Below are 20086 nucleotides of genomic sequence, written 5' to 3' on the forward strand. Positions count from 1 at the left end.
CGTGCGGGGCGGCCCCGGCTCTTCGGAAACGGAGAGTCGGGGCCGCTTGCGGTCAGCCCGTCACATGGCCGGTCACCACTCGCATCGCCCGGCGGACGGCCGCTCGGGTCTCCTCGGTGTGGTCGATCGCCTCGAAGCCGTGGCGGGCCTCGGCGAGGTGGATCACCTCGACGTTCGCCTCGGCCGCCTCGCCGGCCGCCAGGAACTCGTGTACCGTCACCGCGATTTCGGCGCGCTCCAGGCCCACCGTGGTGAGCACGATCGGCAGTTCGCCCGCCGACCGCACCGCCGTCGCCGGGTGGAAGCGGGAGTCGGCCAGGCCCCAGTTCGGCATGGGAGCCAGGATCGGGTAGGTCGCGGCCAGGCAGCGCAACCACGACGGCGGGTGTACGAGCCAGTCCGTGGCCAGGAGGCCACCGCCGGAGAAGAACCACAGCGCGATCCGGTCCCGATCGACGCGCGGGTGCGCCCGTACCGTCTCGATCGCCGCGACCACGTCCTCGGCGGCGCGGTCGTAGTCGCCCGGTCGGTGCAGCCGGTGATCCACGGTCGCACCGACCACCCCGACACTCGCCGCGTACCGGCCGTAGCCGACGAACGTCGGCCAATCGCGCGGCGTCGGCAGGGCACCCTCGGGCAGCGGCCCGCCGTGCACGAACAGCACCGCCGGACACGGGAGTTCGTCGTCGGGGAGGTACAGGTCGACCCGCCCCACGCGCTCCCGGTCGCACGCGGGGACGTCCAGCGGGAACGGCCCGAGGTGGCTCGGCTCTTCCCGCTTCGCCGACAGGCGGTGGCCCTCGTCGGCCGCCGCGCGGCGCAGTACGTCGGCTACTTCCCCGGGCGCGGACACCATCGGCCAGTGGCCGGTGGCGAGTTCGAAGAAGCTCACCCGGGGGTCGACCAGCCGTTGCAGCGCCGGGTTCCCCATGCCCACCAGCGACTCGACGAGCGCGATGCTCGCCCCGTTCCCGGTACACAACACACCCGTGGTCGGCAGCCCGGCCGCCGCCCCCGACAGGCGCAGCGGTCGGGTGAGCGTGCCCACCGGATGGGGTGCGGCCGACCGGGTCAGCCGGGCAAGCGCCGCGTCGGACAGGTCCGCGACGCCGCCCCAGCGCGCCCAGTCCTCGCGCGTCGTCGGGGCCGGGAGGGCCGGATCCCCGTCCCACGTCGTCAGCCGTTCGCGCGTCGCCGCGTCCGCGATCGCGGCGAGCGCCAGGTCCCCGTCCTGTGGCAGGCCGGCGTCCAGGTAGACGATCCGGGCCACCCGGTCCGGGCGCCGATCGGCGGCGCCGAGCACCGGGTGGATGCCGTAGCCGTGCCCGACGACGACCACCGGCCGCGCGGCGTCGATGCGGTCGATCAGGGCCACCACGTCCCGGATGTGCGTCTCCAGGTCGATGTCCGGGCCCGCCGGCTGCCGATGGTCCAGTCCGGTGAGCGTGACCGGATACGCCTCGTCGCCGGCCGCCGACAACCGGGCGGCCACGTCCCGCCAGATCCACCCGCCGGTGTGGGCCTCCGACACCAGTACGAACGCCGTCATGGTCGTCCCTTCGTGTTCCATACCGAATCCGCGCTCGACGCGCCCCACGAGCGGGGCGCCGACCGGCCGTGGGGCCGGTCCGGGCGGGCCGCTACCGTAGGAACTCCCCCTGAGGGAGGTTCAAGTCGTGGCCACCGATCACACCTGGAGCATCGGAGAGCTCGCCGAGCTTGCGGGCGTGACGGTCAAGACCGTGCGTTTCTACTCCGATCGCGGCCTGCTGCCCGAGGCCGGGCGCAGTGCCGGCGGCCATCGGCGCTACCGTCCGGAGGCGTTGGACCGGCTCCGGACCATCCGTTCGCTGCGCGGTCTCGACCTGCCGGTGCCGGAGGTGGGGCGCTTCCTCGATCGTGAGGACACGCTGGAGGAGATCATCGCCGGGCAGCTCCGGGAGGTCGGCTCGCGGCTGGCCGAGCTGCGTTGGCGCGAGGCGGCGCTGCACCTGCTCCGGGACTGTGCGCCGGACGAGCGGGCCGAGCGGCTGCGGCTGGTCGGCGCCGTGTCCGTGCCGCCCAGTACCGCGCCGGTGGCCCGGTTCTGGCGGGGCTGGCTGCCCGCCCGGCTCCCGGCCCGGCTGGTCTCGGCCATCGTGGACCGCTCGGTGCCGCAACCGCCCGCTGATCCGACGCCGGCCCAGGTGTTGGCGTTCGCCCGCCTGCACGCGCTCGTCACTCGGCCGTGCGCGGGGCCCGGGGGTCGGGTGCCGGCGGCGCATCGGCCGCGGACCGGGCCGAGGCCGGCCGTACTCTTCGGCGGTCTCGTCGAAGCCCACACCCTCGCCGCACCCGGGCTGCGCGCCCATCGTCCGCCGCAACCCGGCGAGGCGCTGGACTGCTTCGTCGCGGCCTACGCCCGCTCGTGGGACACGGCCGACACCCCCGCGTTCCGGCGCCGGCTGGCCGGCCTGCTCGTCGGCGAGACCCGGATCGACCGCTACTGGCAACTGGCCGCCGAGCTGACCGACCCGGCCGAGCCCACCCCGGGGGCCACGGACACCTGGTTGCGCGCCGCGCTGAACGACCAGGTCGCCGAACCGGCGGCCTGATCGACGAAGGTGTGGTCCGCGTGTCCCGGATCGAAAGGGCGCGCGCCCCGAGCGCGTCGATCCGTCGGATCGCACGGCCCCTGCGCGTTCGATACGACGCCGACCTCGTCGGCGCGCGCGCCACTTCCGCCCCCAGGTCGCCGCTTCGGCAACCCCCGTGCCCGCGCGCGGGCGACACACCCGGTCCGGTCGCCGCCCGGACCGCGCGGTCGCGCTCGCGTGCACCGCACTGTCGCCATCCTCGCGACTGTGCACGGTGCGGCGAAATCCCAGATTTCTGGGGGGTATTCGGGGACCGGAGCGGCGAACCGCCCACTGTCCGCGGGAACTTCGCCGGCTCGCCGGCCGACTGATGGGCGACGGGGGAACGCCGAGCACGTGCCGAGTGAGAGGTGTCCTGATGGTGAACGACGAGCGGGACGAGGGTCGTCGTGGGGTTCTGAGGGGTGCGGTCGTCGCCGCCGTGGGAGCGGGGTTGCTCGCAGCCGGGGCGTCGGGGACGGCCCGGGCCTCGGAGGAATGGCTGCCGGAGGCCGCGGACGGCGCCGACCGCGGCCCGGGGCGGGTGCGGATCGCCGTGTTGCTCTACGAGGGGGTCACCGCGCTGGATGCGATCGGTCCGTACGAGGTCCTGTGCCGGGTTCCGGGCGCCCGGGTGACCATGGTCGCGCGCCGGGCCGGGCGGATTCACACCGACACCGGGCAGGTGGCGTTGATCGCCGAACGGTCGTTACGCGAGGTGCGCGGCGCCGACGTAGTGCTCGTGCCGGGCGGCGGCCCCGGCATGGTGGCGGCGAGCAAGGACGCCGAGACCCTCGACTGGATCCGCCGGATGCACCGCACCACCACGTGGACCACGTCGGTGTGTACCGGAGCCCTGATCCTGGGCGCCGCCGGTCTGCTGCGCGGCCTGCCTGCCACGACCTACTGGGCCTCGCGCGGGCAACTGGCCGCATTCGGCGCCACCTACACCCCGGGGCGGTTCGTCGAGGCCGGGAAGATCATCACGGCGGCGGGTGTCTCGGCCGGCATCGACATGGCCCTGCACCTCACCTCCCGGTTGACGAACGATCGGGTGGCCCAGGCCGCGCAGTTGGCGGTCGAGTACGACCCGGATCCGCCGTACGACACCGGCAGCCCGGAGCGGGCGGACGCCGAATTGCGCGCGTTGGCCCTGAAGTTGATCGAGGACTCCGCCGCGCGGTAGCAATTCTCGTGATCGTTCTCGTAGTCCGATGATACGACCATATGACTACGCCACGTTATCGAACAAATACTCGTGGTACACGTCGCAGGTCAGTGGGTATGCCCCGATCGACGTCAGTGCGCGTTTCGTGCCGCGGCCGCGAAACGCGCCCGGGGTGTACTCGGGTCCACCGGAACGGGACCTCCCACCCCGGCCATCGAGATACGTTCCACCCGGCGTGAAATGGGGGCCGCCCATGGCTACATGGGACGACCTGATCGCACATCTGCAAGCTGTACCGGAAGGCGTATACGAGAGCTGGAACCCCCGTGACGGTTACGACAACCGCACCAAGTGGGGACGGGAGTTCGGCGAGGACGGCGTGCCGTGGTGCGTCATCTTCGACTGGTGCATGTACAACGACGTCGGCCTCGCGGACATCGTGCCCAAGGTCGACAACGTCACCGCGTTCGCGAACTGGGCCCGCGCGCACGACCAGTGGTCGGAATACCCGAGTTGGGGCGCCTGGGTCGACTTCGGCAACGGCGCGCACACCGAGATCGTGGTCCGTTTCGACGACGTCCACGTGTACACCAAGGGCGGCAACACGATCCCGACCGGCGGCGACGGCGGCCAGGGCAACGGCGTCTACTCGCATACGTTCAGGCGCACCGACGCGCGGGTGACCGGCTATCTGGCCCCGCGCTTCCCCGACGGCTGCCCACCCACCGCCGATCCGCACGATCCGCGCGGTACGTCCGGGGGCGACGGGATCCCGACCGTCAGCCTGGCCAACATCCTCGACTCCGCGCACCTCGACCCACCCGCGCCCCAGGGCTCGGCGGCGCACCGCACCGACGTGCTCCTGGTCGAGCAGGCGCTCCAGGCCGAGGGCCTGCTCGCGTCCGCCTACGTCGACGGCTCCTTCGGGACCGCCACGATCCACGCCTACGCCGCCTACCAACGCCGTCTCGGCTACTCCGGCCAGGACGCCAACGGCATCCCCGGCCAACGATCGCTGACCCGCCTGGCCGGCCAACACGGCTTCCGGGTCGACTGACGCACCACCCGCGAGGCGGTCGGTTCGGTCCCGGGTCGGTCAACCGACCGACGCGGGCCCCGACCCGACCGACCTCGCGGTCGGCGACTCGGTGCCCGGTAGGCTTCGACGGATGCAGTCGATCACCATCAGGCGGGCCGTCGCCTCGGACGCGGACCGGCTCACGTCGCTGGTCGGCCGGTCCGGCGCCTATCGCGGGCACTACGCGTCGATCATCGCCGGATATCGGGTCACGGCCGAGTACATCGCCCGGCATCGGGTCTTCGCGGCCGTCGGCGCGGGCGACGAGCCGCTGGGCTTCTACGCCCTCGTGCTGGATCCGCCGGAGTTGGATCTGGCCTTCGTGGCGGACGACGCGCAGGGATCGGGCGTCGGCCGGCTCCTGATCGAGCACATGATCGGCGAGGCCGGCCGAGCCGGTCTCACCGCCGTGCGTGTGGTCGCCCATCCCCCGGCCGAGGCCTTCTACCGGCGGCTGGGCGCGACGCGCGTGGGCACGATCGCCCCGTCGCCCCCGAGGGTCGACTGGGAACGCCCGGAACTGCGATTCGCCATTCCCCCGGCACCGGCGGGTTGACCTGGAGCGCGGTCCAGGTTGTTGACTCGTGCCCTCGGGCCCGGGACATCACGGGCCGCGGCGTTGGGGGTCACCATGAAGTACCGCACCATCGGGGTCGATTCGGGCACGCGTCGGGAGGTGAGTGTGCTTGCGCTGGGGGCGATGTTGTTCGGGTCGGTGACCGACGAGAAGACCTCCTACGCGGTGTTGGATCGTTTTGTCGAGGCCGGGGGCACGTTCATCGACACCTCCGACAACTACGCCTTCTGGGTCGACGGAGGACTCGGCGGGCAGAGCGAGGAGTTGCTCGGACGGTGGCGGCGCAGCCGCGGCGTCGGGGACGAGATCGTCATCGCCACCAAACTGGGCGCGGCGCCGCTGGCGGCGGGCACCGGCTACATCGACAACCCCGAGGGCCTGTCCGCGAAGGCGATTCGCGAGGCGGCGGAGCGGAGCCGGGAGCGGCTGGGGGTGGAGCGGCTGGATCTGCTCTACGCGCACATCGAGGACCGGACCGTGCCGCCGCGGGAAACCGTGGAGGCATTCGGCGAGTTGGTGACCGAGGGTACGGTCGGCCTGTTGGGCGCGAGCAATCACGCCATGTGGCGTGTGGAGCGGGCCCGTTCGCTCGCCGCGGCGGCGGGGGTGCCGGGGTACGAGGTGCTCCAGTATCAGCACAGCCATCTGCGCCCGCGCTACGACATACCCGACGCGCTCTTCCCCGAGGGCAGCCTCGGTCACGCCGGTCCGGAGCTGCTGAGCTACCTGCGCGCCGAGCCGGATCTGACCCTGGTCGCCTATTCGCCGCTCCTCGGCGGTGCGTACGCGCGGCCGGACAAGCCGCTGCCGCCGGACTACGACCACCCGGGCACGCCCGCCAGGCTGGCGGTGTTGCGCGAGGTCGCGCAGGAAGTCGGGGCGACGGTGAACCAGGTCGTGCTCGCCTGGCAGATCGGCGGGGCGTTCCCGATCATCCCGCTCGCCGGTGCCTCCTCCGTCGCGCAGTTGGCGGAGAACCTGGCGGCCGTGGACCTGGAACTGACGCCGGATCAGCGCGCCCGGCTGGACAACGTGCACTGAGCCGGATCCCGGGCGGCGGATCGTCCGGGCGACCGGGACCCGGCGGAACGGGCGGGCGGGGACGACGTGTTCGGCGTCCCCGCCCGCCGGCCCGTCAGCGCCAGGTCATGTTGATCTCACGCTCGAAGTTGACATACCCCGCCCGCCGAAACGCGTTCGCCATTGGGACGTTGCCGAGATCCGTCGCCGCGCGGATCCGGGGCACGTCCTGTGCGGCCGGCACACGGGTGCCCTCGGCCAGGATGTCGTCGACGTAGCCGTTGCCGCGATACGCGGGCAGGACCGCGATGTAGGCGATGACGGGGTTGTAGCCGTTGTGCGCCGGGATCACGAATCCCAGCGGCTCCCCGTCCGGCAGCGTCGCGACGCGCCACCACTCCTTCGGGCCGGCATAGCGGGCCAGTTCGTCGTCGTACTGGGCGACCGCCGATTCGCGCGCGGTCATTCGGGTCAGCTCGTCCCGCCCGTGCGCGTCCAACGTCCCCGCCAGGACGCCGGTCATCAGTGCCACCAGTTCGTCGGCATCGTGCACCGGACGGAACGTCAGCCGGCCGCGCGGCTCCGGAATCGGCGTCCCGGGGCGCCATTCCAACCGCAACCGCTCCACGAGCAGCCGGGCGCCGAGGCTTTCCAGCGCCGTCATGCGGGCCCGGACGGCCGGGCCGACGAGCGTGTCCTCGCGCCAGTCGGGCGGGACGAAGCGGGTGTATTCCGGCGGGCGGGTTCCGGCGGGCAGGATGTCGGACAACGCGGTGCGCACCAGGCGCGCCGCGAACTCCGGGCGCTCCGCCGCCGGGACACCGTCGACGCCGTGGCACACTCCGGTGAAGAGCGCCCGTCCCGTTCCGGGGTCAGACTCGGTCGGTTCCCCGGGAGGACACGGGCGTGGTGATGACTGCGTACATCGCGTGTCCCTCCTCTCGTCGTCACGTCCCCCGGGGCGATCTGCCGCCGGGGGTCCGGCCGCACTTTCTACCGAACAACACCCGTCCCCCGCAAACGCTTTTCCCGCGCACCCGGCCCGCGCAACCGGCCGCGCACTTGGCCGTTACGGTGCCGAGTGGCGCCGGACCCGTTGCAGCCAGCCGTGGGGGTGGCTGGTGACGCCGTAGAGTTCCAGGTCGCGGCGGGTGGTGAAGGCGCTGCCCTGGTCGCCGGCCAGCCAGTCGCCGATCGCCGGGACCACGCCGCCCGGCATGTCGGGCGGACACAGGTCGGGGTCGTCCACGATGCCGTCCTCGACGACGAAGAAGCCGCCGTCGGGCACAAGATGGGCGAAGTTGCGCAGCGCGGCGGCGGTCGTGTCGTACTCGTGCAGGGTGTCCTCGACGACCAGACAGCGCGCGCCGGGCGGGATCGCCCGCTCGACCCGTTCGGCGAGCCCCGGGTCGCGGACGTCGCCCGCGACGAGGGTGATGTCGCGCGCGAAGTGCGGATCGGCGGAGCCGAGCAGCGCCGCCGCGCGCGACTGGTCCAGGTCGACCGAGATCACCCGGATCGCCTCGGGGACGCGGCCGTAGCCGGCCAGGGTGCGCAGTCGGTCGCGGAACCACAGGGCCGAGCCGCCCAGATGGGTACCCAGTTCCACCACCACCTGTGTCCGCGAGGACCACAGCACGTGCTCGAACACACGCAGGTCCTCGGGAAACTTCTTGATCCGCAGACCGGCGTACCAATCCCGGACGTGCTGCCGGCCGCGGGCGCGGCGGTATTCCAGGAGCGTCGTCGCGTGGTCGGCGGCGACGGTCGGCGGCAACCGGTCACCGTCGAAGTCGTCGGTGGCGGTATCGGTGTGGGTATCGGTCATGGCGACCCTCTCCTGTCCCGGCGTCCGGACGGGCCGGAGTGCTCCGGCAGCCGTACCCGTGCCCGTACATCCATATCGGGAGAGCACACCGTCGCGCCCGGTTTCGGAGCTGTCGACACGGATTGTTCCGCCATCGAACGCCGCGCGGTCATCCGTCGTCCGCCGGGAGCACACACGACCCCTCCGGGCCGGCCGCTTTCGGGATCAGTCCGGCAGCACCGACCGGTAGTAGTCGATCTTGCCCCGCAGGTGCCCCTGCTGCGCCCGCAGCAGCGCGATCTGCTCCTCCACCGCGGCGTCGTGCCGTTCCAGGAGGGCGATCCGCTCGGTCAGCGACTCCCGGTCGCCCGTGCGGGCCAGTTCGGCGTAGCGGCGCATGTCCGCGATCGGCATCCCGGTGTCCCGCAGGCAGCGCAGGATGCCGAGCCATTGCAGGTCCTGCTCGGTGAACCGGCGATGCCCGCTGGGCGCGCGGCCCACGTCGGAGAGCAGGCCGATGCGTTCGTAGTAGCGCAGTGTGTCCAGGCTGAAGCCGGAGCGCTCGGCCGTCTCGGCCGGGGTCAGATAGCGCGGCGCGGTGGGGGTCATACCGGAATTCTGCCGGGTGGGTGTCGCAGGCCGTCGACCCCGTTCGCCCGGGGTCGACGGCCTCCCCGTGGCGGGCCCGCCCCGTGTCGGGCCCGCCACGGATCACGGCGTCTTGCTGTACCCCAGCCCCTCGACGATGCGCCCGTCGCGCACCTGCATGAGGTTGACGCCCGCCACGGTGGTGGACTCGGCGTGCGCCTCGCCGAACACCTCGTTCACCTCGCCCGACGCGAATGTCACCCGCCACTTGATCACCGCGCGGTCGTCGAAGACGTAGACGTCCTCGGGTTGGAAGCTGACGTTCGGGTCGGCCGCCAGTTCCTTCCAGAAGGTCTCGCACGCCTCCAGCCCCTCGTAGCGGGTCCCGTCCGGCGCGGGCTGGACCGTGACCATCACACAACCCTCGCCGACCAGGCCCTCGATCAGCGTCGGGTCGTGCTTGGTGAACGCGTCGTTGAACCGCGCGATGACTTCGGCCGTCGACTTGACTGCGGACATGGCGAACCTCCAGGGGGTGTGGGGGGGGTTGCGGCCCGCCGGTGCGGCGGCCCGTGACGACAATCTTCCGTCCGGCGTCCGGGGCCGACAATTCCCTGCGGGTAATGGCCGTTCCGGGTCGGGGGCGCGTGTTCCGGCCGGGGCAGGTCCGGCTCAGATCCGGCGGGTTCCCCACACGGCGAGCGAGGTGAGCACGCTCAGGGCGGCGCCGAAGAGCAGTACGCCGGCGGTGGAGACGGTGTTGACCAGGATGCCGCCGAACAGGGCGCCGAGCGCGATCGCCAGGTTGAACATCGAGGTGTTCAGCGCCGTGGCCGCCTCGGTGGCGTCGGGCGCGGCCTTGAGGATCCAGGTCTGTACGCCGACGGGGACACCGCCGAAGGCCAGGCCCCACAGGACGAGCAGTGCGACGCCGGTGAACCGCGTGCCGCCCGCGAGCGGGAACAGGGCCAACAGCGCGGCGAGCGCGAGGCTGATGGTGATGATGGTGCCGCGTACGTTGCGGCCGGCGGCGGCGCCGGCGAGGAAGTTGCCGACGATCCCGGCCAGGCCGAAGGCCAGCAGGACCGGGCCGATCAGGTTCTCGTCGATCCCGGACCGGTCCTGCAGGATCGGGCTGACGAAGGTGAACGCCGCGAAGTGGCCGCTCACCAGGAGGAAGGTGGCCAGCACGCCGGCGCGCACGATCGGGTTGCGGAACTGCTCGCCGAGGGTGCGCAGTCGCACCGGTTGTGACGCGGGCATCGGCGGCAGCAGGAGGACCAGCGCGACCACGACCACCAGTCCCAGACCGCCCAGGGCGACGAACGCGATGCGCCAGTCGGTGAGTCCGCCGATCAGGGTGCCGGCCGGGACGCCGAGCACGTTGGCGGCGGTGGCCCCGCCGAAGGCGATCGCGGTGGCCCGGGGCACGTACCGCTCGGGGACCATGCGGACGGCCAACCCGGCCGCCAGCGACCAGAATCCGCCGATGCTGACGCCGACCAGGAAGCGCGAGGCGATCAGCACGGGGAAGTTCGGCGCGGTGGCCGAGACGATGTTGGCGACCACCATCAGTGTGATCAGCCCGAGCAGCACGACGCGGCGATCCAGCCGGCCGATCAGCACCGGCAGCAGCGGTGCGGTGGCCGAGGCCACCAGGCCCGGCACGGTGATCATCAGGCCCGCCGTGCCCTCGGAGACGCCGAGGTCGCCGCCGACGGAGGTGAGCAGGCCGACGGGCAGTTGTTCGGCGGTGACCACGGAGAACGTACCGACCGCCACCGCGGCAACGGCGAACCAGCGTTTGCGGGGGACACGCTCGGGCGCCGCGTCGACGGGTTCGGCCTCGCCGGTGGTGCCGCCGACGGGTCCGGTTTCGGCGTGGAGGACGGCAGGCGTGGCGGCGCGGGCTTCGGTGCTCACAGGTGCGCTTTCCGGTCAGGGTGCTGCCGGCAAGGGTGATGCCGGGCAGGGCGACACCACGGGTGGTGTCGGAGGGGGGTTCGCGTGCGGATCGGCTCGCGGGGACGGCACGGCCGTCGCCGTGTCTCCCCCACCTTCCCGCAGGGGCCACACCGGCGGAAACAACGACTGCGACGGCCGCCACAACGACCCGTTGTGACACACACCCGCGCCGCCGCGCTCACACCCGACCCGGCCCGCGTCGCCGGTCCGTTCCGCCCCACCCCGCTGCGACCCGCCCCGATCCGTCCCGGACAAAGCCGTCCGTATGCTTACGTGATGATCGATCTGGATGTGCGGCTCCTGGAGTCCTTCATCGCCGTCGCACAGGAGTTGAACATCACCCGCGCCGCCGCCCGGTTGCACCTGACCCAGCAGGCGGTCTCCGGCCACATCCGGCAGTTGGAGCGGGCCCTGCGGGTCGATCTGCTCGTCCGCACCCACCGGGGTGTCCTGCTCACCTCCGCCGGCGACGAACTGGCGGCCGGCGGCAAGGCGGTGGTCGCCGAACTGGGTGGCCTGATCGAGCGGGTGCAGCGGGTGGCCCGGGGGCAGAGCGGCACCCTGCACCTGGCGTGTTGCCCCTACGCCACGTCCCTGTTCGCCGGCGAGGTGGCCGGCGCGCTGGAGGCGGCGGTGCCGGGGCTGACCGTGGAGTTGACCACCGTTCGCACGCCCCGCGAGGAACTGGTGCTCCTGGACGCGGGATCGGCCGACATCGCGTTCATGTGGCTGCCGATCGGCGAGGTCGGCCTGCGGTACGCGGAGGTGCGTACCGACGGGCGCGTCGTCGCGGTGGCGCCGACCCACCGGCTCGCCGGGCGCGACACGGTGAGCCTGGCCGACCTGGCGGAGGAACCGGTGGTCTGCCCGGACGTGTTCACCTCCGCCGAGGCCGAGCGGCACTGGATCGCCGACCCGCGCCCCGACGGCTCGCCCGCGCCGCGCGGTCAGGTGGTGGCCCAGATCGAGGATGCCCTGCTCACCGTCGCCCGCGGCCGCGCGGTCTGGCTCGCCCCGGAACCGATCGGCCGCTGGGCGCCGGCCGCCGGCGTGCGCTGGATCCCGGTCGTGGACGCGGCACCGTCGGTCCTGGCCGTGGTGTGGACCGAACGTGCGCCCGAGCCGCTGGTCGCCCGCCTGATCGCCGAGGTCCGCTCGATCGTCGGCCGGTCCCCGAACCGACCCGGCCGGGCCTGATGTCCGGCGGATCCGGGCGGTGCCCGACAAGGCCGCGATCCGCCGGCCGGACCCGCGTCGACGCCCGCCCTCACGCCCCCGGCTCGGGCCCGACGGCCGGAGCCGAACGCATCCGCAACAGCGGCAGGTAGACCTCGTCCACGATGTCGATCACCACCTCGTCCGCGATCGGCGCCCCGAACAGCAGGAATTCGTTGCGCAGCAGGTCGGTGGCCACGCCCGCACGGCGCGAGGTCGGCACCGCGGGGTCGATCTCACCCCGCTCGACGGCGCGTTCGAGCACCCGACGGGTCCGTTCCGGGCCGACCGTATGCATCCGCTCCCGGACCAGGCGGGCGAGTTCGGGGTCGTGCGTGGTCTCGGCGAGCAGGCCGCGCAGGATGCCGCCGAGCGGACCGGCCAGCTTGGCCGCCATCTCCCGCAACAGCGCGAGCATGTCCGCGCGCAGGTCCCCGGTGTCGGGTGGTTCGCCCTCGCCCACGCCGATCAACTTGCAGGCGTCCATGGCCAGTTCCGCGCGACTGGGCCAGCGCCGATAGAGCGTGGCCTTACCGGTGCGAGCGCGGGCGGCCACCCGCTCCATGGTCAGTCCGGCGTAGCCGAAATCCATCAGTTCGGCCAGCGTCGCCGTCAGGATGGCGTTCTCCAGCTCCTCGCCGCGGCGTCGTGGCCCCTTGCGATGGTCGACACTCACCTCGACCGGGCCGACATTCGGTGACAGGTCAACTCCTCAAAGTTATCGAGAGATCGTTGCGTTCTCTGTGGGATGAGCCTAGCCTCCCAAGCAGAGAACCACTCGTTCTCTATCAGATCAAGGCTGCGAGGGGATCGATGACCGAGACCGCTGCGACCTTCCCCACCGACGAGACCCCGACCTTCCCGACCGGGGCCGGCCCCGACGAGGCTCCCGCCTTCCCGAGCGACCGCACCTGCCCCTACCGACTGCCCGACACCTACAACACGCTACGCGACGCGCCGAGTTCGCTGCGTCGGGTGACCCTGTACGACGGCCGCCCGGCGTGGGTGGTGACCCGGTACGAGGCGGCCCGGAAACTCCTGGCCGACCCCCGGCTGTCCTCGAATCGCGCGAACCCCGACTTCCCCCTGACCTCGCCCCGCCTGTACGCGCTGCGCAACCGCAGGCCCGGCTTCCTCGCCCTGGACCCGCCCGAGCACGGGCCGCGACGGCGGATGACCATCAGCGAGTTCACCGTCCGGCGGATCAAGGGCATGCGCCCGGATGTGGAACGCATCGTGCACGCCGCGATCGATGACCTGATCGCCGACGGTCCGCCCGCCGACCTCGTCACCCGGCTCGCCTTACCGGTGCCCTCCATGGTGATCTGCGAGTTGCTCGGCGTCCCGTACGCCGACCACGACCTGTTCCAGGACGCGAGCAGGCGCCTGCTCCAGGCCGTGGACGGGCCGGATGCGGTGGCCGCGCGCGACCTGCTGGAGGACTACCTCGGCGGCCTGATCGCCCGACTCGAACTAGACCCCGGTCCGGGCCTGCTGTCCCACATGGTGACGGAGTATGTGGCCAAGGGCGCGCTCGACCGCCAAGAACTGGTCGACACCGCCGTCCTGTTGCTCGTGGCCGGCCACGAGACCACCGCGTCGATGACCTCGCTCGGCGTGATCACCCTCCTCGAACACCCCGAGCAACACGCCGCCTTGCGTGCCGATCCGACCCTGATCCCGGGCGCGGTCGAGGAGTTGTTGCGCTACCTCGCCATCGCCGACATCGCGGGCGGGCGCGTGGCCGTCGCCGACATCGAGATCGACGGGCAACTGATCCGCGCGGGCGACGGCGTGATCGTGGCCAACTCCATTGTCAACCGGGACGGTTCGGTCTTCGAGGATCCGGACACTTTCGACATCCGGCGCTCGGCTCGTCACCACCTCGCCTTCGGCTACGGCATCCATCAGTGCCTCGGCCAGAACCTGGCCCGCCTCGAACTCGAAGTGATCATCGCCGCGTTGTTCGACCGGGTACCGACGCTGCGACTCGCCGTCCCGGTCGAGGACGTGAAACTGCGGCCGGGCGCCTCGATCCAGGGGGTCAACGAACTCCCGGTGACGTGGTGACCGCCCCCGAACGTGTCGCGCTGCGGGTGATCGGCGACCGGAGCGTCTGCGTCGGCGCGGGCCTGTGCGCGCTGAGCGCACCCGAACTCTTCGACCAGGACGACGACGGCCTCGTCACCGTACTGACGCCGCACCCCGAACCCCGCGCCCACCGTGCCGCCCGCCAGGCTGCCGACCTGTGCCCCTCCGGCGCGCTCCGCGTCATCGAGGAATAGCAACCCTACGGAACGGCACCACCGGGGAATACGAGGAACGGCGCTTCCCGGGACCGGCCCGACGACGGGACCGGTCCCGGTCCCGTCACCGCCGCTTGTTTGACGAATCAACCACACGTCGCCGAATCCGAGGTCACCAGGATCTGACGCCCTTCGGGCACCCTTGACCATGAAAACCGATCACCTTATGGTTTTCGAACCGGGCGGTGCCCTCCCCGGCCCGCCCACGGAGCCATCGATCGGAGTCGCCTGGTGGAGCACGACCTCACCCTCGCCGACAAGGCCGCGCTGACCAGCGGTGCGGGACAGATGACCACCAAGGGGCTCGACGCTGCCGGCATCCCGTCGGTCACCATGTCCGACGGCCCGCACGGACTGCGGCTCCAGAGCGAGGACCCGCAGAACGGCCAGCTCGACCTGCGCCCCGCCGCACCCGCGACGTGCTATCCACCCGCCGTCGCCCTCGGCAGCAGCTGGGACGTCGAACTCGCCCACCGCGTCGCCGGCGCGATCGCCGTCGAGGCCGCCGCGCACGGCATCGGTGTACTCCTGGGACCCGGCATCAACATCAAACGATCGCCGCTGTGCGGACGCAACTTCGAGTACTTCTCCGAGGACCCCGTGCACTCCGCCGCGCTCGGCGGCGCGATGGTGCGGGGCCTCCAGGACGCCGGCGTCGGGGCCACCCTGAAGCACTACGCGGCCAACAACCAGGAAACCGAACGCATGCGGGTCAGCGCGGACATCGACGAGCGCCCGCTGCGCGAGATCTACCTGCGCGCCTTCGAACGCATCGTCCGCGACGACGATCCGTGGGCGGTGATGTGCGCGTACAACGGCGTCAACGGCGTGACCCTGTCCGAGAACACCCGGCTGCTCACCGACATCCTGCGCGCCGAATGGGGCTACGAGGGCCTGGTGATGTCCGACTGGGGAGCGGTCCGCGACCGGGTCGCCGCGCTGCGCGCCGGCCTCGACCTGGAGATGCCTCCGACCGGCGGCCGTACCGACCGCGAGGTGGTCGCCGCCGTCGACTCCGGCGAGTTGGACGAGGCCGTACTGGACCGCTCGGTCGCCAGGCTGATCCGCTTCGCCCACCGGGGCGCCCGGCCGGCCGGCGACGGCTCGACCGCGCCCTACGACGACCACCACCGCCTCGCCGGCGAAGCCGCCGACAACTGCGTGGTGTTGCTGCGCAACGACGGCGGCCTGCTGCCCCTGGACCCGACCGCCGGGCGGATCGCCGTGCTCGGCGAACTGGCCCGCACCCCGCGCTTCCAGGGCGGCGGCAGCTCCCAGGTGACGCCGACCCGGGTGGACGTACCGCTGGACCGGCTGCGCGCGCTGGCTGACGGCGCCCGGGTCGAGTTCGCGGCCGGATACCCGCTGCCGGACGGTCCCGAACCCGACGCCGATCCAGCCATGTTGGCCGACGAAGCGGTGCGCGTGGCCGCCGCGAGCGACACCGTCGTCCTCTTCCTCGGCCTGGCCCGCCAGGACGAGTCGGAGGGCTTCGACCGCGGGCACATCGACCTGCCCGCAGACCAACTCGCTTTGCTGGAGCGGGTTTTGACGGTCAATCCGCAGGTGGTGGTGGTGCTGTCCAACGGCGGCGTGGTGCGCACCGCCCCCTGGCACGACCGGGTACCCGCGCTGGTCGAGGGTTTCCTGCTCGGCCAGGCCGGCGGCGGCGCCCTCGCCCGGGTGCTGTTCGGCGTGGTCAACCCCTCCGGCAAGCTCGCCGAGACCGTGCCGCTGCGCCTGGAGGACGCGCCGAGCTTCCTGTCCTTCCCCGGCTCCGAGGGTCATGTGCGCTACGCCGAGGGCATCTTCGTCGGCTACCGGGGCTACGACGCCGCCCGCCGCGAGGTCGCCTTCCCGTTCGGGCACGGCCTGTCCTACACCACGTTCGACTACGGCGACCTGCGCGTGGAGAGCACCGACGAGGGCGCCGGGTTCACGGTCCGGGTCACCGTGACCAACATCGGCGACCGGGCGGGGCGCGAGGTCGTACAGATCTACTCGGCCGCCCCGGCGGGGTCCCGCGTGGAGCGTCCGGTCCGCGAGTTGCGCGGCTTCGCCTCGGTGCGGCTGGAGGCGGGCGAGAGCCGCGAGGTCGCGGTGTCCTTCGCCCGGACCGACCTCGCCTACTACAGCGTGCGCGAGGACGGTTGGCGGGTGGAGGGCGGCACCTACCGGATCGAGGCGGCGGCGTCCTTGCGGGACGTGCGCCTGACCGTCGAGGTCGACGTCGAGGACTCCTCGCGCACCGGCCTGGACCTGCGCAGCACGCTCGGCGAATGGCTGGCCCACCCCGTCGGCGGCCCGCTGCTCCTGGAGTGCCTGGCCGCGACGGAGCATGCGATCGCCTCGCGCCTGGCGGACGACCCGATGTTGCTGCGCGCCGCGCAGGGCGTGCCGCTGGAGGTGATCGCCGACTTCGCCGGCGGCATCATCCCCCACGACCAACTCGCGGAACTCGCCGACCGCGTGGCCGCCCCCGTCGGCTGAGCGCGGCGAGTCGGGTGGGCGGGGACCCCTTCCCCGTGGGCTCCCCGCCCACCCTTGCCCGGGAACAGGGCCTAGTCGGGGCGTGGCGGCGCGATCAGTTCCAACAGGTCTTCGAGCGCCTGTTCCATGTCCACGGAACGATCGTTGAGCCACTGCAACTGGATGCCGTCGGCCACCGCGAGCACCAACGACGCCAGCCGCTCCGGCGGAATCGTGCTCTCGATCACGCCGTTGCGCGCCTGCCGGGCCAACAGCTCCCGGATCTGCCCGCGCACCCGCGGATACCGCTCGGCGAAGAACGCATGCGCCGGATGCTCCGGATCGCTGCCGGCCGCCGCCATCGACACGAACAACTCGATCAACCCGGCCGCCCGCGCCCCCGCGCGCACGATCTCCAGATGCGGATCGGGCCCCTGGTACTCGTTCCAGAGCCGCCCGTTCTCCTCGTCCCGAGCCCGAAGCACCTGCGTCAACAGGTCTTCCTTGGACGCGAAGTAGTGCATCAGCCCCGGCAGGCTCAGGTCACACCGCGCCGCCACCTTGCGCAGCGAGGTTCCCCGGTATCCCTCTTCGGCGAAAACTTCCAGCGCGACCCGAAGAATCTCCCGCCGCTTCGCCTCACCCTTCCCATACGGGCCACGCTTCACCATGCCGCCACCCTAATGCGCCCCCACCCCCCGACCCTCACCCCGACAACGAGGCAGCGGGGGGCGTGGGGTCATCGGGGGAGGGCGGTCACCTTCGTTTGGAAGTCCTTCATGGAGACGATCCGGTCCTCGGTCGGCAGTTGCATGGTCACCGGGGCGCCGAAGGAGTCGTAGGTCGTGGTGGAGACGTGGCCGGCGCGGTTGGAGTCCAGGCGCAGCACGTAGGGCTTGTCCTTGGCGGCGATGAAGTAGGTGTCGGTGGTGGTGCCCTGGTGGGCGACGATCGCGGTGGTCGGCACGCCGGCGACGGTGGCGGCGAGCTTCTTGTCCTCCTTGGCCGAGGAGGCGACCTCGTAGAACATGCCGCACCCGTCCCTGGCGGGTCCCCGCACAAAGGACTGCTTCAGATCCGCGGGTACGTCGTAGGCCGCACCGCCCGCCTTGCGCAGCGATTCCACCGCGAGGTCGGTGCTCATGTACAGGTCCGTGCCGTGGCAGAACATCTCGCCGGCCCGTTCGGTCCCACCGATCGTGATCACGATGTGCAGCCCCTGGTGGGGGTCGGACCAGATCTCCTGGGTGCCGCCGGCCACCGCCGTGGTCGACCCCTTGGCGTGGAACGTGGTCGCGCCCATCGCCGTGTTCACCCGGGTGGGGGTGCCGCCGGATTCGTCCTCCGACGTGGAACACCCGACGGCGGCCACTCCGAGCGCCAACGCGGCGACGGCCACCGAGCGTATGCGGATCCTGCCCATGCGTCCTCCGTACCTCGACCGATTCCCCCCGGGAACCGGCCCGACGATCATCCGCCGAGCCTAGGGTGCGCTCCCGCACGGGTCATTGCCGAAACCCGGCAGTCAACTCGGCCCCAGAGCGCGGCATACGCGCGGGCACGGGTTGGATCCGCCGACCGTGCCCCCCTGGGGCGGGGTTCGGCGGCTCCAGCAGACCCCTCCCATGAGTTCGTCGCCGGAGAGGGCGTCGCCGCGAACGGGTGCTGCGATTCCTCGTGTGGGGCGCGGTGTTCCTGCTCGCCTGGCACGGCATGGAGTTCGTGGTACACGGCGTGCTCGTGGAGGCCGACGTCATCTCCGCCGACCCCGACCTGCGGAGCGTCAGGCGCTGGTACACCTACCTGTGGGGGCCGTGGTTCCTCGCCGGCGGCCTCGGCTTCGCCCTGGCCGCCCGGGCGCACCTGAGCACCGTCGCCGACCGGCCCGACGCCCGCCGCGCCGGCCGCGTCGGCGCGCTCTGCGCCCTCGTGCCGTCCGCCGGCCTGACGGTGCTCGCAATGGTGTAGCCGCGCGCCGGCCGTACGTGACCCGGGTGGGCGGCCACCAGCACGAAGGCCAGGCCGTAGGCCACATAGCAGGACGAGCGGAACAATTCGAAATCCGTCATGTGCCACTCCTGGTCGGGCAGGTGTGGCACCGACCAGACCAGGAAGCTCGGAAAGACCAGGAGAGCGGCGAACAGCGCGGTGTGCGCCCGGGCGTGCGGGCCGTGCAGCGTGGTCCACAGCAGCAGGGCGATGGGTACGCACCACACCCAGTGGTGGCTCCACGAGATCGGGCTGGCAAGGAGCCCGGTCACCGCGCACGCGGGCAGGCCCCACGCGTCCCCGCGCCGCCGGTACGCGATCAGCGTGCAGCCCAGGCCGAGCAGGCTCAGCACGACGATCACCGCGGTCCAGCCGAGGCCGAGGTCCCGGGTGCCGGCGAGCCGGGTGAGCAGGCCGCGGATCGACTGGTTCGCGGCGTTCTCCAGCCGCCCGACCCGCTCCGGATCGAAGACCAGGTCGGTCCAGAACCGTCGGGTGACCCCCGGCAGCACCATCGCCGAGAACGCCACGGTCGCCGCCGCCGTCGCCAGCGCCGTGCCCGCCTCCCGGCGCCGCCCGGTGAGGAGGAGGTACACCACGAACACCGCCGGGGTGACCTTGATCCCGGTCGCGATCCCGAGCACCACCCCGCGCAGCGCGGCCCCGCGCGGCCGGGTGAAGTCCCACAGGACCATGGCCGCCACGGCGAGGTTGACCTGCCCGTACCGCATGGTCGTGAACACCGGCTCGAACCAGATGGCGAACGTCGTGGCCGCCGGCACCACCGCCGGCCCGAGCCGACGCCCCTCGGGATCCACCAGCCGCATCGACAGGCGCACCACGACCGCGACGAGCACCAGGTTCACCGCGACGCCGACCCCGAGCAGCACCCGCAGGGGCAGGTAGGTGAACGGCACGAACAGCAGCGCGGCGAACGGCGGATAGGTGGCGCGCAGGCCGTGCGGCGTGTTCAGCGGGCCGTACAGGTCGATCCCGTCGCGCACCGCCAGACCCTCGGCGCGGTAGACGACGAGGTCGACCATGGACGGGTGGCTGAGGTGGCGCACATACAGATATACGGCGATCGAGCACGCGCAGGCGAGGGTCCATCCGACGATCCGCCGTCGCTCCCCGAGCCATCCCCACCGCACCCACGCCGCGGCCGGTCCGAGGCGCGGGGGCACCGAGGCGTCTCGCCGAACCATGGGATGTGAACCGGACCCGACGGGTCGTCTCATGGGACGAAACTAACCCGTCGGGCGGGTGCCGGTGCGGCTGTCGGCACCTGC

General features: G+C 72.1%; 19 protein-coding genes and 1 pseudogene. 10 read left to right on the top strand and 10 right to left on the bottom strand.

The window, feature by feature from the left end; translation table 11 throughout:
• Positions 1 to 52: 52 nt before the first annotated feature.
• Positions 53 to 1549, bottom strand: a complete 1497-nt coding sequence (locus ACMXN5_RS36820; RefSeq protein ID WP_439679238.1) for an alpha/beta hydrolase — start codon at positions 1547 to 1549, stop codon at positions 53 to 55.
• A gap of 127 nt (positions 1550 to 1676) precedes the next feature.
• On the opposite strand from ACMXN5_RS36820, the gene ACMXN5_RS36825 reads away from it, so the two are divergent.
• The 5 genes from ACMXN5_RS36825 (at position 1677) to ACMXN5_RS36845 (ending at position 6479) form a co-directional block, all read left to right on the top strand.
• The gene (locus tag ACMXN5_RS36825; protein ID WP_439679239.1) at positions 1677 to 2594 is read left to right on the top strand and encodes a MerR family transcriptional regulator; all 918 of its coding nucleotides are present in this window, start codon (positions 1677 to 1679) and stop codon (positions 2592 to 2594) included.
• A 400-nt stretch (positions 2595 to 2994) separates the two neighbouring features.
• A complete protein-coding gene (locus ACMXN5_RS36830) occupies positions 2995 to 3801 on the top strand; it encodes a DJ-1/PfpI family protein (protein WP_439679240.1) in 807 nt (268 codons plus the stop codon).
• Between the two features lie 235 nt (positions 3802 to 4036).
• Complete coding sequence (locus ACMXN5_RS36835; protein WP_380009577.1) at positions 4037 to 4840, top strand: peptidoglycan-binding domain-containing protein; 804 nt, start codon at positions 4037 to 4039, stop codon at positions 4838 to 4840.
• A 112-nt stretch (positions 4841 to 4952) separates the two neighbouring features.
• On the top strand, positions 4953 to 5417 hold the full coding sequence (locus ACMXN5_RS36840; RefSeq protein WP_439679241.1) for a GNAT family N-acetyltransferase: 465 nt from the start codon (positions 4953 to 4955) through the stop codon (positions 5415 to 5417).
• A 75-nt stretch (positions 5418 to 5492) separates the two neighbouring features.
• Entirely contained in the window at positions 5493 to 6479 is a 987-nt protein-coding gene (locus ACMXN5_RS36845) for an aldo/keto reductase (protein WP_439679242.1), read from the top strand.
• A 94-nt stretch (positions 6480 to 6573) separates the two neighbouring features.
• Here ACMXN5_RS36845 and ACMXN5_RS36850 read toward each other — a convergent pair whose 3' ends face one another.
• From ACMXN5_RS36850 to ACMXN5_RS36870, 5 genes are all read right to left on the bottom strand, one after another.
• On the bottom strand, positions 6574 to 7299 hold the full coding sequence (locus ACMXN5_RS36850) for a GNAT family N-acetyltransferase (RefSeq protein ID WP_439679243.1): 726 nt from the start codon (positions 7297 to 7299) through the stop codon (positions 6574 to 6576).
• A gap of 228 nt (positions 7300 to 7527) precedes the next feature.
• Positions 7528 to 8286 (bottom strand): CmcI family methyltransferase, encoded by a 759-nt coding sequence (locus ACMXN5_RS36855; protein WP_439679244.1) that lies wholly within the window; start codon positions 8284 to 8286, stop codon positions 7528 to 7530.
• Positions 8287 to 8490: 204 nt separating this feature from the next.
• Positions 8491 to 8874, bottom strand: a complete 384-nt coding sequence (locus tag ACMXN5_RS36860) for a MerR family transcriptional regulator (RefSeq protein ID WP_439679245.1) — start codon at positions 8872 to 8874, stop codon at positions 8491 to 8493.
• A 102-nt stretch (positions 8875 to 8976) separates the two neighbouring features.
• Positions 8977 to 9372 carry a nuclear transport factor 2 family protein gene (locus ACMXN5_RS36865; protein ID WP_439679246.1) on the bottom strand — a complete coding sequence of 132 codons (396 nt, stop codon included), beginning with the start codon at positions 9370 to 9372 and terminating at the stop codon, positions 8977 to 8979.
• A 153-nt stretch (positions 9373 to 9525) separates the two neighbouring features.
• The gene (locus ACMXN5_RS36870) at positions 9526 to 10776 is read right to left on the bottom strand and encodes an MFS transporter (protein WP_439679247.1); all 1251 of its coding nucleotides are present in this window, start codon (positions 10774 to 10776) and stop codon (positions 9526 to 9528) included.
• Positions 10777 to 11094: 318 nt separating this feature from the next.
• On the opposite strand from ACMXN5_RS36870, the gene ACMXN5_RS36875 reads away from it, so the two are divergent.
• The gene (locus tag ACMXN5_RS36875; protein WP_439679248.1) at positions 11095 to 12015 is read left to right on the top strand and encodes a LysR family transcriptional regulator; all 921 of its coding nucleotides are present in this window, start codon (positions 11095 to 11097) and stop codon (positions 12013 to 12015) included.
• Between the two features lie 70 nt (positions 12016 to 12085).
• Here the strand turns inward: ACMXN5_RS36875 and ACMXN5_RS36880 are convergent, their stop codons facing one another.
• Positions 12086 to 12709 carry a TetR/AcrR family transcriptional regulator gene (locus ACMXN5_RS36880; RefSeq protein ID WP_439679249.1) on the bottom strand — a complete coding sequence of 208 codons (624 nt, stop codon included), beginning with the start codon at positions 12707 to 12709 and terminating at the stop codon, positions 12086 to 12088.
• Between the two features lie 137 nt (positions 12710 to 12846).
• Here ACMXN5_RS36880 and ACMXN5_RS36885 point away from each other — a divergent pair, with 137 nt between their 5' ends.
• The 3 genes from ACMXN5_RS36885 to ACMXN5_RS36895 all read left to right on the top strand — a co-directional run bounded on the left by ACMXN5_RS36885 (position 12847) and on the right by ACMXN5_RS36895 (position 16829).
• The gene (locus ACMXN5_RS36885) at positions 12847 to 14103 is read left to right on the top strand and encodes a cytochrome P450 (protein ID WP_439679250.1); all 1257 of its coding nucleotides are present in this window, start codon (positions 12847 to 12849) and stop codon (positions 14101 to 14103) included.
• Entirely contained in the window at positions 14100 to 14318 is a 219-nt protein-coding gene (locus tag ACMXN5_RS36890) for a ferredoxin (RefSeq protein WP_439679251.1), read from the top strand. Before ACMXN5_RS36885 ends, ACMXN5_RS36890 begins: the two co-directional genes overlap by 4 nt.
• A 309-nt stretch (positions 14319 to 14627) precedes the next feature.
• Positions 14628 to 16829 carry a beta-glucosidase gene (locus ACMXN5_RS36895; protein ID WP_439681354.1) on the top strand — a complete coding sequence of 734 codons (2202 nt, stop codon included), beginning with the start codon at positions 14628 to 14630 and terminating at the stop codon, positions 16827 to 16829.
• A 71-nt stretch (positions 16830 to 16900) separates the two neighbouring features.
• Here ACMXN5_RS36895 and ACMXN5_RS36900 read toward each other — a convergent pair whose 3' ends face one another.
• A complete protein-coding gene (locus tag ACMXN5_RS36900) occupies positions 16901 to 17479 on the bottom strand; it encodes a TetR/AcrR family transcriptional regulator (RefSeq protein ID WP_439679252.1) in 579 nt (192 codons plus the stop codon).
• Positions 17480 to 17547: 68 nt separating this feature from the next.
• On the bottom strand, positions 17548 to 18231 hold the full coding sequence (locus ACMXN5_RS36905; protein ID WP_439679253.1) for a hypothetical protein: 684 nt from the start codon (positions 18229 to 18231) through the stop codon (positions 17548 to 17550).
• A 266-nt stretch (positions 18232 to 18497) separates the two neighbouring features.
• On the opposite strand from ACMXN5_RS36905, the pseudogene ACMXN5_RS36910 reads away from it, so the two are divergent.
• Positions 18498 to 18590, top strand: a pseudogene (locus ACMXN5_RS36910) (hypothetical protein); the annotation flags it as partial.
• Between the two features lie 17 nt (positions 18591 to 18607).
• Here ACMXN5_RS36910 and ACMXN5_RS36915 read toward each other — a convergent pair.
• Positions 18608 to 20002, bottom strand: a complete 1395-nt coding sequence (locus tag ACMXN5_RS36915) for a glycosyltransferase 87 family protein (RefSeq protein ID WP_439679254.1) — start codon at positions 20000 to 20002, stop codon at positions 18608 to 18610.
• Positions 20003 to 20086 lie beyond the last annotated feature (84 nt).

The sequence above is a fragment of the Embleya australiensis genome (assembly GCF_051903075.1).
Classification (GTDB): Bacteria; Actinomycetota; Actinomycetes; order Streptomycetales; family Streptomycetaceae; genus Embleya.

Coding starts and splice junctions, on each gene's coding strand:
- ACMXN5_RS36820 (WP_439679238.1), bottom strand. CDS start 1,549: ATGACGGCGTTCGTACTGGTGTCGGAGGCCCACACCGGCGGGTGGATC.
- ACMXN5_RS36830 (WP_439679240.1), top strand. CDS start 2,995: ATGGTGAACGACGAGCGGGACGAGGGTCGTCGTGGGGTTCTGAGGGGT.
- ACMXN5_RS36835 (WP_380009577.1), top strand. CDS start 4,037: ATGGCTACATGGGACGACCTGATCGCACATCTGCAAGCTGTACCGGAA.
- ACMXN5_RS36840 (WP_439679241.1), top strand. CDS start 4,953: ATGCAGTCGATCACCATCAGGCGGGCCGTCGCCTCGGACGCGGACCGG.
- ACMXN5_RS36845 (WP_439679242.1), top strand. CDS start 5,493: ATGAAGTACCGCACCATCGGGGTCGATTCGGGCACGCGTCGGGAGGTG.
- ACMXN5_RS36855 (WP_439679244.1), bottom strand. CDS start 8,286: ATGACCGATACCCACACCGATACCGCCACCGACGACTTCGACGGTGAC.
- ACMXN5_RS36860 (WP_439679245.1), bottom strand. CDS start 8,874: ATGACCCCCACCGCGCCGCGCTATCTGACCCCGGCCGAGACGGCCGAG.
- ACMXN5_RS36865 (WP_439679246.1), bottom strand. CDS start 9,372: ATGTCCGCAGTCAAGTCGACGGCCGAAGTCATCGCGCGGTTCAACGAC.
- ACMXN5_RS36875 (WP_439679248.1), top strand. CDS start 11,095: ATGATCGATCTGGATGTGCGGCTCCTGGAGTCCTTCATCGCCGTCGCA.
- ACMXN5_RS36885 (WP_439679250.1), top strand. CDS start 12,847: ATGACCGAGACCGCTGCGACCTTCCCCACCGACGAGACCCCGACCTTC.
- ACMXN5_RS36895 (WP_439681354.1), top strand. CDS start 14,628: ATGACCACCAAGGGGCTCGACGCTGCCGGCATCCCGTCGGTCACCATG.
- ACMXN5_RS36900 (WP_439679252.1), bottom strand. CDS start 17,479: ATGGTGAAGCGTGGCCCGTATGGGAAGGGTGAGGCGAAGCGGCGGGAG.
- ACMXN5_RS36905 (WP_439679253.1), bottom strand. CDS start 18,231: ATGGGCAGGATCCGCATACGCTCGGTGGCCGTCGCCGCGTTGGCGCTC.
- ACMXN5_RS36915 (WP_439679254.1), bottom strand. CDS start 20,002: ATGGTTCGGCGAGACGCCTCGGTGCCCCCGCGCCTCGGACCGGCCGCG.